We start from the raw sequence: 12,352 nt of genomic DNA, 5'->3' as shown, positions 1-12,352 counted from the left end.
GCACCACTGTGGGCCCACAGCCGGAACCTACCAGGTGCCCGCCACACCCTGGAGGACCATCTCCGAGGATCCGCCTCACTGGCGCGCCGGTTCGGATCGGCCTTCGGCGCGGGCGAGTTGGCCGAGTACCTGGCACTGATCCACGACGTCGGGAAGGGCTCGTGCGCCTGGCAGCACGGCCTGGACGAGGCGGAGAAGAAGCAGAGCAAGGTCGGCGTCCCCCACAAAGAGGCCGGCATGTGGCTGGCCACCTCGCACGCGGGAGTCCCGTTCGGCGCCGTCGTGCAGCGGCACCACGGTGGACTCCCCGAACTCCAGTTCATCGCCCGCACGGCGGCCGTCGCCCCGAAGATCGCCCCGACCGGACGCATCCCCCTGCCGGCCTGGCTCGCCCGCGCGACAGGCCTGGGCTGCGAGCTGAGCCGTGACGTGCTGATGCGGATGCTGTTCAGCTGCGTGGTCGACGCCGACTTCCTCAACACCAGCGCCCACTTCGCCAACACGCCCGCGCAGGTACAGGCCGACAGCCGCCTATAGAGCTACAACCTCTCGGGCGTTCCGATGCCGAGGAGGTCCATGCCCTGGCGAAGGGTCTGGCCGGTCAGCTGACACAGCAGTAGCCGGGTCTCCGTGACCTCCCGGCTGGGGGCCTTGAGGACGGGGCACTGCTCGTAGAACGCGGTGTATGCCGCTGCGAGGCTGTGCAGGTAGGCGCAGAGGCGGTGGGGCTCGAAGGTCTCGGCGACAAGGTCGGTGGTGGTGCCGAACTCGTCGAGGAGGAGGCCGAGGGCGCGTTCGGCCGGCTCCAGGGCCAGGTTCTGGTGGGCGGTCGGGGTGGCGCCGTCGGGGGCCTTCCGCAGGATGGACTGGATTCGGGCGTAGGCGTACTGGAGGTAGGTGCCGGTGTCGCCGTTGAGGGAGACCATGCGGTCGGCGTCGAAGATGTAGTCGCGAGTGCGGGAGGTCGAAAGGTCGGCGTACTTCACCGCGCCGATGCCGACCTGCTTGGCCCGGTCTTCGAGTTCCTCGGTGGCGAGTTGGGGGCTCTTCTCTGCGACGACCGTGCGGGCCCGATCTACGGCTTCGTCGAGGAGGTCCATGAGGCGGACGGTCTCGCCGGAGCGGGTCTTGAAGGGCTTGCCGTCCTTGCCGAGGACGGTGCCGAAGCCGAGGTGCAGGGCGCGGATGTTGTCGGGGAGCCAGCCGGCGCGGCGGGCGGTTTCGAAGACCATCTGGAAGTGGAGGGCCTGGCGGCTGTCGACGACGTAGAGGACCTGGTTGGCGCCGAGCAGTCCGACGCGGTCGCGGATGGCGGCGAGGTCGGTGGTGGCGTAGCCGTAGCCGCCGTCGCTCTTCTGGACGATGAGCGGGGTGGGTTCGCCGTTGGGGCCCTTGATGTCGTCGAAGAAGACGCACAGAGCACCGTCGGAGCGGACTGCGACGCCGGAGGCTTCGAGGTCGGCGCACACGTCGGCGAGCATCGGGTTGTAGTAGCTCTCGCCGACGGCATCGGCGTCTTCGAGGAGGACGCCGAGTCGGGCGTAGACGGCTTCGAAGTAGATCTTCGACTCGTCGACCATGCCCTGCCAGGAGGCGACGGTCTCGGCGTCGCCGGCCTGGAGCTGGACGACGCGCCGGCGCGCGCGGTCGGCGAAGTCGGCGTCGCTGTCGAACTTGGCACGCGACGCCTTGTACAGGCGGTTGAGGCGGGACATCGACGGGCCGACATCTTCCGGCTCGGTGTCGTCGCCGAGCTCGGCGGGGTGTTCGACGAGGTACTGGATGAGCATGCCGAACTGGGTGCCCCAGTCACCGAGGTGGTTGCGCCGAATCACCTTCTCGCCGGTGAACTCCAGGGTGCGCACCAGCGCGTCGCCGATAATCGTCGAGCGCAGGTGGCCGACGTGCATCTCCTTGGCAATGTTCGGCTGGCTGTAGTCGATCACCGTGACGCCGGCCTCGGCATCGCTGCCGACACCGAGTCGGGCGTCGGCAGCACGGGCGGCCAGGCTCTCGAGGATGGCGGCGTCGGTGACGGTGACGTTGATGAAGCCGGGCCCGGAGACCTCCAGGTTCGCGATCACCTGGTCAGAACCGAGGTTCTCGAGCACCCGCGCGGCCACCTCGCGAGGGTTCGCGCGCATCGGCTTGGCCAGGCTCATGATGCCGTTGGCCTGGAAGTCGGCGCGGTCACTTCGTCGCAGCTGGGGGTCGCTGTCCGCGGCGTCGGGGAACGCTGTGGAGATCGCCTGTGCGAAGCGCTCGCGCAGCGCGTCGGCGATGGAGAGGACCGTAGCCATAGAACGAAGGACCACTTCTGTGAGAGGGCGGATCCGCGGCCGGGCCGCGGGCGTCGCACAGCGCCGCAACGTCGAGTCAGCCAGCGCCGTCTGCCGAGTATCCCATTCCCCCACACCCAACGGCCCAACTTCCTTCGCTACGGGGCGCAGCCCGAACACTCAAGACCGTTGATCGCAGCCCATCCTGAGTGACCATCAGCAACAAGCACGAGCCCCTCCGACTTCGGGAAAGCAAGCGTTCGCCACGCTCCGAGCCCTCGCGCACGCCGCCGCCGGGATCAGGTCGACATCGTCACCTGATGACCTCCACCGAAGCGGACGACGGCTCGCCGCAGACCTCCTCGGAGAACGCCTCCACCTCATCCACGTCCATGCCCCCGAACCGGTGCGCCACGCCCGCGACGCCGTCCGCGCCTACCGGACCAACCCGGCACCGGACGCGCCGGAGCTGTCCTGGTCCGACCCCGAACAGCCCGCGCTGGCGCTCGACACCACGGCCCTCTCAACACCACCGCGAACGCCCTGTACACCTTCGCCGCCACCGCACTCGCGAACGCCACTTCTCCATAGACATCGGTCAAGCAGCAGTCGGGAGATCCGGCATCGAACCGGCCCGCACGGGGGCCGCCTGTCGGCCGTCGTGCGAGCCGGCCCCATGCCCGCTGCGGCCACCCCTGGCCTTCGCCCCCACCGCGATGAACGCCAGCTCGGAGAAGAAGAAGCCACCCAGCCGGTCCGCATCGCACACCGAGGTGTACCAAGCCTCGACCTCTTCAGGAGCGACCGCGCCACGACCGTGCCTTGCCGCTGACAGCAGAGCCTTCCAGATCTGGCCAACCCGATCCTGTGCGTGCCCCGTGAACTCGGTCGACCACGCCAGCAACGGCTCGACGCCGACGAGATCCAGCGGGCTGCAGGCCAAGAGCAACCCGAGCTTGCGGCCGATCCTGCCGTCCGCGTGATCCATCCAGCTCTGCGCGTCGTCCGCGAACGCATGGCACACCCGCCGGTCGAGATCGGCGTCCGCGCCCGCGACAACCATCGAGTCGAAGTCGACGTGCGCGATGACCGCCCGCCCGCCAGGCCGGAGGACTCGTGCCACCTCGGCCAGCATCGCCTGCGGGTCCGGCAGGCACTCGATGGTGTTGTACGACTGGACGACGTCCACGCTCTCGTCGGAACACGGGAGAGGATCGCGCAGATCCGCAACGATCGTCGCCGTCGACCCCTTGTGGCCTGCCAGAGCCTCCTGAGCCTGGCGCAGTGACTCCGCCGAATGGTCGATCCCGATGAGGGAAGCCTGCGGCGCTATCCGGCTGACAGCCCGCAGCGTCGGTCCCTCACCGCAGCCGAGATCGACAACAACCTGGTCAGGTTCCTGCGGGCGGGCCAGCTCCGCAAGGCGCGTGTGGATCGGCTCGGCACTGTCGGACACGGCGCAGCCCTCCTCCCCTGTTCGCGCCATAGCCCGAGATGGCGGCACCAAGAGTTCGGATTTGCACCATATGACATGCTTCGAGATGCCTCATCCCGAGAAGGGAACCCACACCCTCATGGCTCGCCCCTTCGAGCCACCGACCACTCCAGCAGCACGTCCCACCAGGCGAAGAACACCCAGCCCATAGTCGAAGCCGCAGCCACATGCCGCCCCGAGTGCCTCCTGGAGTCGGCCGAGAACGCCGCCGCTGGTAGCCGACGAGCCCCGGCATACGCGGGCCGAACCTGCCCATTGCGCAGGTCGGAACCTCCCATCCGGCGGTCACTCGAGCACGATGGTCTCCGCGATCCACTCGCACCGCTGGTCTCAGCCGAATCCGCCGAGGAGCCCGCAACCCGGGCTCAACCGCCTCCGCCCACGAGGGGGCTGCCCTCTCCCGGCCGTCGACGCCAGCCAGCTGCACGAGCCAGAGCGTTCTGACGATGCGCCAGAATGGCTCGATGCCCGGCGACGCCGCCGAGCAGATCACCGGAGGTGCGGCTTCATGACCCGCTACAGCATCGACCCCGAACGGCACGAACTGATCGCCACCTGGGGAACCGGCGAGGGTGATCTCGCCACCCGTATCGCCGCCCTCCCGGCCGGCACGGACACGGACGCGCTACTGCGCCTGGCCCGCGCCCTCACCCACCTGTCCGAGGCCGCGTGGCGCACCTACACCCACCCTGCCAGCGCCGCCGCCTCCCAGGACCCCAACACCGAGGGCTGGCGCCGCGAACAGGAACGCGGGCACTTCGGCGCGGTCGCGGACGCGATCGCCAAGCCGAACCTGCCCAGCGGCGGCGCGACGATCGTCTCCTACAGCCACCTGCTCGAATCCGCCCACCAGACCGGCCGCTCCCTCCACGAACTCGCCGACACGGCGCTGACGGAGGCCGTCCTGGGCGAGGCCGCCACCGAGCTCGCCGCCGTGGAGAACGCCGAACTCGGCGACCTCACCGACCGCGCCCAGCAGGCCGTCCTCCTCAGCCGGGAGGACGCCTCCCCCGTCCAGGTCGCCGCCGCCAACCGGTTCCTCGAACAGGACCCCTTCGGCCCGGCCGAGCTGTTCTCCGCCGTCGATCCCACCGCGGCCGCCGTCGCCGCGGCCCACTGGCTCGCCGCCGCAGCCGAAGTCACTGCCGACGCCTCCGGCCACGACGCCGTCGACGTCGTCCAGGAAGCCGACAACATCGAAGCCCTCCCCCACGAGACCCCCACTCTCGTCCTCGGCCTCATCGACGCCGGCGCCACTCCGTACGAAGCCGTCACCGACCTTGTGCGCCACGCCCTGCGCATCACCGACGGACTCCTGCCCGACCCCGACGCCCTGCGCGAACAGCTCGACGACCTGGAGGAGACCCTCGCCGACTACGGCGACGACGCACCCGGCCTCGCCGACGTCGAACTGCGCCTGACTCCGCTCGACCCGAAGCGCCCGGCCCGCGACCTCCTCGAAGACCTCCTCACCGGCATCCACGCGTGCTGGCTCCTCCACACCGAGTACGACGACCTCAACGACGAGGACGACGACACCAGCGCGGAAGTCTGGACCGACGAACAGGTCGAACAGCACCAGCGGCGCAGCCGCAAGCGCTTCGCCCAGCTCGTCCGCTAGTAGTGCTTTGTTATGTGCTGCGCGGAGTCTGGGCAGGTCGGGTGTTCGGCGGTTCGCTGTCGGTGTGAAACCAGACGAACTGGCAGTGTTGCGTGATGAGTTGGAGGAGTTCGCGGCGGAGGTGTTCGCTCCGCTGCGGCGCTCGGACCAGCAGGACAAGGGTTTGAGCTACCTGCGTGGCCTGTTGCTGGACGGGCGGCGCAAGTCGATGCAGCCGATGGCCGAGCGCCTCGGCATCGACCACCAGCGCCTGCAGCAGTTCATCACCGCCTCGACCTGGTCCCTGGACGACGTCCGCGCCGGCCTCGCCCGCCGTGCCGTGCAGGCGCTGGCGCCGCAGGCCTGGGTGATCGACGACACGGGGTTCCCGAAGGACGGCAGCGCCTCGCCCGGGGTCGCCCGCCAGTACTCCGGGACGCTCGGCAAGGTCGGGAACTGCCAGGTCGGGGTGAGTGTCCACGCAGTGACCGACCGGGCTTCCTGTCCGCTCGACTGGCGGCTGTTCCTGCCCGCCGCCTGGGATCCGGAACACGCCGCGGACCCGGCTGCCGCTGCCCGTGTCGGGCGTCGGCGGGAACGCTGCCGCATCCCCGCCGACGAGGGTCACCGCCCGAAGTGGCGCCTCGCGGTGGAGATGCTCGACGAACTCGCCACCTGGGGAACCACGCCGCCGGTCGTGGTCGCCGATGCCGGTTACGGCGACAACGCCCACTTCCGCGCCGCCTTGGACGAGCGCGGCCTGCGCTGGATCGTCCAGGTCAAGAGCGCGGCAACCGCGCACCCGCTGGACGCGGTCACCCACCGGCCCGCCTACGGCGGACTCGGCCCCAAACCCAAACCCCGCTACCGCACCCGGCCCCTCCCGCTGGCGGAGCACGTGCGGGCCGCCGGCCGGCTGGCGGCCCGCACGGTCACCTGGCGGCAGGGCTCACGCGATCACCTGACCAGCGACTTCGTCGCTCTACGGGTCCGTCTGGCCGGACGCCGCCCGCGGCTTGAGGAAGACGGCACCCTGCCCGCATGCCGGCGGCTGGCCCAGTGGCCCGCCCACATGGCCGAGCCGTCCCACTACTGGGTCTCCAACCTGCCCGCCGACACCCCGATCAGGGAACTGGTCCGCCTGGCCAAGATCCGCTGGCGGATCGAGCACGACTACCGCGAGCTGAAGACCGTCCTGGGCCTGGACCACTTCGAAGGCCGCTCCTGGACCGGCTGGCACCGCCACGTCACCCTCGTCACCGCCGCCCACCTCTTCGTGACCCTGGCCCGGAGCCGCCCAAAAGTGCTTGTTCGGGCATGACCCTCTACCAGGCCGTCAGAGCCCTCCAACAGCTCCTGACGACCTGGAACGGCACATGCCCGACCTGCCACCACCCGATACCCAGGCCAAGACCATCCCCGACCTAACAAAGCACTACTAGGCCGCCGCCCACCGCGAACCGCTCGTCTGACCGAGCGCCGGGCGGCGTGGGCTCGGTGATCCAGAGCGTGGCGACGAACCCTATGGCTCAGAACATGGTTCTCACCGGAATCGGGACAGCTACTGGGCTGCCGGTGCCGCAACTGCCCAGTAGAGCAGCCACGTCGAGAACACCGGCCCACCGGCGTTCCCCTCTATTCCTTGCTGACGCAAAGTGCGATAAACGCAACAAGAACTAGATTGTCCTGCTTCCGGCATGTATGTTGTCCGGCTCATCCCTGGGTGGTCCGGGGATGGTGTGCTGGGGGGTACGTGGCGGGTCTGCAGGTGTTCCGCGTTTCTGATGGGGATGTTCGTCGTGTCGAGGGCGACACCGTGGAGCTGGAGCGTCATCTCCAGGCTCTCGTTGAGGCGAACATGGAGGAGATGCTGGGCGGCGTCCGCTTCCTGGCGAGCGAGTACTCCACCGGTCCGGTGCACCGGGGCCGGATCGACAGCCTCGGTCTGGACGAGGACGGCAGCCCGGTGCTGATCGAGTACAAGCGCACGAGCAGCGAGTCGGTCCTCGCGCAGGGGCTGTTCTACCTCTCGTGGCTGGTGGAGAACCGCGCCGAGTTCGAGGCGCTCGTCGAGCAGCGGCTCGGCGCCGAGGTCGCCGAGCAGGTGGACTGGAGCAACCCGCGAGTGGTGTGCATCGCGGCGGACTTCACCCGGTACGACCTAGTGGCGGCCGGGATGTCCCACCACCGGATCGACATGGTGGTCTACCGGCGCTATGGGGACGACCTGGTGACGCTGGAGCTGGCGGCGTCGGTCGCCGGCGGGTGCGGCGCCCTCTCGACCGGGCGGACGGAGCTTGCCCGCCCGGTCGCGGCCAGCCGTCGGACGGTCACCGACGTCCTCGCGCAGGCCAGCGGCGAGATCCGCGGGCTGTACGAGGAGCTCGACGCCCGGCTGCTCGACCTGGGCGAGGGCCACGCGGTGCCGCTGCAGCACTACGTTGCCTACCGCCGCCGGCGGAACTTCGCCTGCGTCCGGGTGCTGGCGCAGGCTCAGGCTCTGGTCGTCTTCTTGCGGGTCGACCCGACGACGGTCCAGCTGGTCCCGGGCTGGACCCGGGACGTCCGGAGAATCGGGCACCTCGGGACGGGCGAGCTGGAGGTCCGGATCGGGTCGGTGGAGGACCTCGCTCGGTCGATGGAGCTGCTGCACACGAGCTACGCGGCTGCCGCGTAGTTCGTCAACGGCGATGGGCCGCACCCCTGGAATTCGCCCGAAGGGGTGCGGCCCATCGCCGTTGGTCGGCCCGCTCGTTCAAGGGCTGGGTCCGCGGGGCGGACCGTGACCTTCAGGGGTGCCGGGTTGGCCAGGGTGGCGGTTACCGTCGGCGAGGCCGAGAAGGCGGGGGTGGTGCGGTGGTGGTCGGTTCGCTTGCCCGCGGGGCGGAGGCCGAGTTGATGGCCTGCTGGATGTGGGCGCGGCGGGCGGCCCAGCGGCTCAGGTCGCGCTGGTAGGTCCGGGCTTCCTCCCCTCCGGCAAGGCTCGGGTGAGGGGCTGCGGGCTGATGGTCCTGGGGGTTCGGCCGTTCGATGTATTGGTCCTCTGCGTCAGGGGGTGGCGCTTCCCGGCGCCGCCGGGAGTCGAGCCGGGTCAGTGTCCTCGGTGGTGCTGCGGTTCTCGGGCCAGCGCGGTGATCAGAGCGCGTTCACGGACCATGTCGGCGTGGACGTCGGGCTGGTCCGGGTCGAGGGCTTCGATGGCGCTGTCGATCGCGTCGAGGGCTTCGGATCGGCGCCCGAGGCTCCGCCAGGCGGTGGCGGTGCGGAAGAGCATGATCGGGTCGGTGTCGTCGAAGGTGGGCCAGGCGGCCAGCTTGAGGATCCGCTCGGCCTGGTCTGGTAGTCCGTCTCCGAGCCAAAGGCCGTGGAGCAGGGCGTGGCAGACCTGGGGGTTGTCGCCGGCCTCGGCGAGGCTGCGGTCCAGGGCTTCGAGGGCACCGGGGACGGAGCTTCCGAGGAGGGCGAACGCGGCGAGGGCGCGGGTGTACGGATCCCAGCGGATTCGCTCGCTCCCCGGGACCTGTTCGAGCAGCTGTTGGATGCTGCGGCACCGGAAGTCGAAGCGGAGGGCAGCGAGGTGGATGTGCCGGAGCGCCTGGGCGTGGGTGCGGTCGGTGCCGGGCTGGGTGAGGTGGTGGGTGCCGGCGAGGTGGGCGAGGGCGCTGTTGCGCCGACTGCGGGCGTACCAGGTGAGGTAACTGTCTCTGGTCTGAAACTGTTGAGATCCATGCGGCGGAGCCGAGATGTGGCAGTGGTCCCTCCGCTGTGGGTGTTTGTTCGGCTCGTGGGACGTCTGTCACGTCAGCATGTGCACGCCCATGATGGCGATCAGCAAATGCGAGTGGACAGTCCGTTTCCCGATCTCGATGATCTGGCCACCGCTGGGGCATGGAGTCTCTATCGTCGGACCTGCTGCTGATCGAGGTGCCAAGGGGCCAGGGGCGGAGGGTGGTGGCGTCGGGCGTGGAGCAAGCGGGGGGCGTGGGCGAACCGCGGCACGTGGTGCTGTCGCTGGGGATCGCGTTGACGCGTACCGAGGACGGTGACTCGCCGCGGTTCGGCCTGGACGTCCTGGAGGACGCCCCCGTTCACGCCGAGAGGGTCGCAAAGATCCTGGAGGAGTTCCGGTACACGCGGCGCTCCACCGCAGCACCGGAGGGACAGGCCGACTACGGGAAGCTGGTCGAGGCTGCGGTCGAGGCCGAGGACGCCGACGTGCTGATCGTGCACATCGTCGGGCACGGTGAGCTGGCCGACGGCAGCAGCGAGAAGCTGTACATCCTGAGCAGCGACGGGGATCGCCTTGGCCGGCCGGTGGGCGGGTGGATCGACCTGATTGAAGACCACCCCCGGCGGCACCGGCCGATGACACTGTTCGTCCTGGACGTCTGCTACGCCGGGCAGGCCGCGGTGACCGCCTGGCACTCGCGGATGGACGTGGACAAGCGCCGGGCCTGGGTGCTGGCCGCGACCGGACCGGACAAGCAGGCGTTCGGCTACCGCCTGAGCCAGGCTCTGGTACGGGTTCTGAAGAAGTACCGCGACCTGGAGGTCCGCTTCGATCCCTCCTTGCGGTACATCCCGCCCGGCAGGGTCTGGCGGGACATCGACCGCACCGTCAGCGAACTGGCCGAACGGTCCGACGGGCTGCCGCAGTCAATCCTGACCAGTCTCGTCCCCGGCCACGCCGACCTGTCCCATCTTCCGTTCTTTCCCAACCCCTCCTACACCCCCCAAAGCCCCACAACGGCACCGAGCCTGCCTCCGGAAATCGCCCGCCTGGCCGACTGGGCCTCGGACCCCCTGCACTTCATGCGCCGCGCCGGCGGCGGCGAACCGGTGGACCGCGACTGGACCGAGGGCTACTTCACCGGCCGCACCGCACAACTCGACGCCCTCACCGCATGGCTCGACGACGACACGGCCGCCCCAGGACTGCGCGTGGTCACCGGCAAAGCGGGCGCCGGAAAGTCCGCGCTCCTTGGCATTCTCCTGTGCGCCGCCCACCCGGCACTGCGCCGCCACACCCGCCCCCTGTGGGCCGGACTCGACGACCACGTACCCGGCGAGAACAACCGGGTCGCGGCCGTCCACGCACGACGCCTCAGCCTCGACGACATCACCGCCTCCCTGACCCGCCAACTACGCCACATCGCCACCTCCGACAGCCCGACCCCGCCTGACGAAGAAACCCAGGACACGGCCGGAAACCCGGCACAGCACCTGCTGAACCTGCTGCCCCCCGGCAGCCGCCCGGTCACCATCGTCATCGACGCCCTCGACGAAGCCCTGACACCCCAGGACATCACCACCGCCCTGCTGCTCCCGCTCGCCCAACACGCGCAGACGGCGTCCGGCCGACTGCGGCTGCTGGTGGCCACCCGCGAGGACAGCCGGTTCGACCAACTCCTCGGCCTGGCGCGGAACGCCGGAGCGTGCACGGACCTGAGCGCCATCGCACCGCACGAGGTCCGCCGGGATGTGGCCGCCTACGCCAAACAGCTCCTGACCGCCGACGGCCCCTACACCCGCAGTGCCCTGCGGCCCGTCCGGGACACCCTGGCAGAAACGATCGCCGAAACCCTCACCACACCCGCCCCGACCGGCCGCGAGGGCCACGACACCCAAGCCCTTGAGTGGGGCGAGTTCCTCACCGCTGGACTCTACGTCCACCACCTCCTGGCTATCCCACCCGCCGCCACACCCGAGGACGCCGCACGGCTGGGCCGGGCCGTGCCCCGTAACCTGCCCGACCTCCTCGAACTCGACCTGCAGCGCCACGCCGACCGGATTCACCTGCGTCCGGTGCTCACGGCCCTCGCCTTCGCCCAGGGCCGGGGCATGCCCGAAAGCGTCCTGGTCCACGCCGCCGCCGCCTTCACCGTCGACGGCAACCCTCCCCCGTCCCTACGGGACCTGTACGCCCTCCTGGACGGGGAGGCACGCTTCTACCTGCGCCGCGACATCGACACCGACGGCACCACCCTCTACCGGCTCTTCCACGAAGGCCTCGCCGACTGGCTCCGCCAGCCCACCAGTCCGCCGTCCGCCGAGGCCCCCACGATGACCACGAACCCCCGGCCCCGTCAGGCAGAGCGCCTGTTCGAGCGGCTCCTTGACCGCGTCCCCCGGGATCCGGCCGGCGGCATGCTGTGGCACCATGCTGCCGACTATCTGCTGCGGCACACCGCCCAGCACGCGGTCGATGCCGGGCGCCTGGACGAACTCCTCTACGACGCCGGCTACCTCCAGCACGCCGACCCTCACACCCTCGCCGACGCTCTGTCCTACGCCCGCTCCGACCGGGGCCGGCTCAATGCCGCCGTCTACCGCGCCTCCTGGGGCGTCCACCACGCGCTGCCACCTGCGGCACGCCGCCAGCTCCTCGCACTGGACGCCGCACGTTTTCGCAACACACCGCTCCAGGACGAGCTGCCCGGCGACGCCGACTGGACTGTGCAATGGGCAACGGGCAGCCAGGTCTCACCATCCCTGGTCCGCACCCTCACCGGCCACACCAGCGGGGTGATGGCGGTGGCGGTGACGCTGCTGGGGGACCGCCCGCGCGCCGTCACTGGTGGCTACGACGGGTCGGTGCGGGTGTGGGACGTGACCGCCGGCACCCAGGTTCGCGAGTTGACCGGCCACACCAGCGGGGTGATGGCGGTGGCGGTGACGCTGCTGGGGGACCGCCCGCACGCCGTCACTGGTGGCGGCGACGGGTCGGTGCGGGTGTGGGACGTGACCGCCGGCACTCAGGTTCGCGAGTTGACCGGCCACGCTGGCTGGGTGCGTGCGGTGGCGGTGACGCTGCTGGGGGACCGCCCGCACGCCGTCACTGGTGGCTACGACGGGTCGGTGCGGGTGTGGGACGTGACCGCCGGCACTCAGGTCCGCGAGCTGACCGGCCACGCTGGCTGGGTGCGTGCGGTGGCGGTGACGCTGCTGGGGGACCGCCCGCACGCCGTCACTGGTGGC

At 70.2% G+C, this 12,352-nt stretch carries 9 protein-coding genes; 6 read left to right on the top strand and 3 right to left on the bottom strand.

Annotated elements, in window-relative coordinates; all coding sequences use genetic code 11:
- Nucleotides 1-537 (top strand): CRISPR-associated endonuclease Cas3'' (locus tag IEZ12_RS36505; RefSeq protein WP_189278607.1); only part of this gene is annotated, 537 nt, incomplete at its 5' end.
- A gap of 2 nt (nt 538-539) precedes the next feature.
- Here the strand turns inward: IEZ12_RS36505 and argS are convergent.
- Complete coding sequence (gene argS / locus IEZ12_RS36500; RefSeq protein ID WP_189278605.1) at nt 540-2,300, bottom strand: arginine--tRNA ligase; 1,761 nt, start codon at nt 2,298-2,300, stop codon at nt 540-542.
- A 577-nt stretch (nt 2,301-2,877) separates the two neighbouring features.
- Nucleotides 2,878-3,735: a methyltransferase domain-containing protein gene (locus IEZ12_RS36495; protein WP_189278603.1), complete on the bottom strand. Its 858-nt coding sequence runs from the start codon at nt 3,733-3,735 to the stop codon at nt 2,878-2,880.
- A 547-nt stretch (nt 3,736-4,282) separates the two neighbouring features.
- Between IEZ12_RS36495 and IEZ12_RS36490 the strand changes: the two genes are divergently transcribed.
- The 3 genes from IEZ12_RS36490 to IEZ12_RS36480 all read left to right on the top strand — a co-directional run bounded on the left by IEZ12_RS36490 (nt 4,283) and on the right by IEZ12_RS36480 (nt 8,051).
- Entirely contained in the window at nt 4,283-5,395 is a 1,113-nt protein-coding gene (locus IEZ12_RS36490; RefSeq protein WP_189278601.1) for a hypothetical protein, read from the top strand.
- A 64-nt stretch (nt 5,396-5,459) separates the two neighbouring features.
- Nucleotides 5,460-6,695, top strand: a complete 1,236-nt coding sequence (locus IEZ12_RS36485; protein ID WP_189278599.1) for an IS701 family transposase — start codon at nt 5,460-5,462, stop codon at nt 6,693-6,695.
- Nucleotides 6,696-7,232: 537 nt separating this feature from the next.
- A complete protein-coding gene (locus tag IEZ12_RS36480) occupies nt 7,233-8,051 on the top strand; it encodes a DUF5655 domain-containing protein (protein ID WP_308431128.1) in 819 nt (272 codons plus the stop codon).
- Nucleotides 8,052-8,465: 414 nt separating this feature from the next.
- On the opposite strand, the gene IEZ12_RS36475 is transcribed toward IEZ12_RS36480, so the two are convergent.
- Nucleotides 8,466-8,648 (bottom strand): hypothetical protein, encoded by a 183-nt coding sequence (locus tag IEZ12_RS36475; protein ID WP_189278595.1) that lies wholly within the window; start codon nt 8,646-8,648, stop codon nt 8,466-8,468.
- Between the two features lie 102 nt (nt 8,649-8,750).
- Between IEZ12_RS36475 and IEZ12_RS36470 the strand changes: the two genes are divergently transcribed.
- Both IEZ12_RS36470 and IEZ12_RS36465 read left to right on the top strand, forming a co-directional pair.
- Nucleotides 8,751-9,293 (top strand): hypothetical protein, encoded by a 543-nt coding sequence (locus IEZ12_RS36470; protein ID WP_189278593.1) that lies wholly within the window; start codon nt 8,751-8,753, stop codon nt 9,291-9,293.
- A 62-nt stretch (nt 9,294-9,355) separates the two neighbouring features.
- The coding region (locus tag IEZ12_RS36465) for a WD40 repeat domain-containing protein (RefSeq protein ID WP_189278591.1) at nt 9,356-12,352 on the top strand (2,997 nt) is incomplete at its 3' end.

The sequence above is a fragment of the Kitasatospora griseola genome (genome assembly GCF_014648555.1).
Classification (GTDB): Bacteria; Actinomycetota; Actinomycetes; order Streptomycetales; family Streptomycetaceae; genus Kitasatospora; species Kitasatospora griseola.
Note: the sequence above shows the minus strand (reverse complement) of the source record. Positions and strands in the feature narration are given on the sequence as shown.

Coding starts and splice junctions, on each gene's coding strand:
- IEZ12_RS36480 (WP_308431128.1), top strand. CDS start 7,233: ATGGAGGAGATGCTGGGCGGCGTCCGCTTCCTGGCGAGCGAGTACTCC.
- IEZ12_RS36475 (WP_189278595.1), bottom strand. CDS start 8,648: ATGCTCTTCCGCACCGCCACCGCCTGGCGGAGCCTCGGGCGCCGATCC.
- argS (WP_189278605.1), bottom strand. CDS start 2,300: ATGGCTACGGTCCTCTCCATCGCCGACGCGCTGCGCGAGCGCTTCGCA.
- IEZ12_RS36490 (WP_189278601.1), top strand. CDS start 4,283: ATGACCCGCTACAGCATCGACCCCGAACGGCACGAACTGATCGCCACC.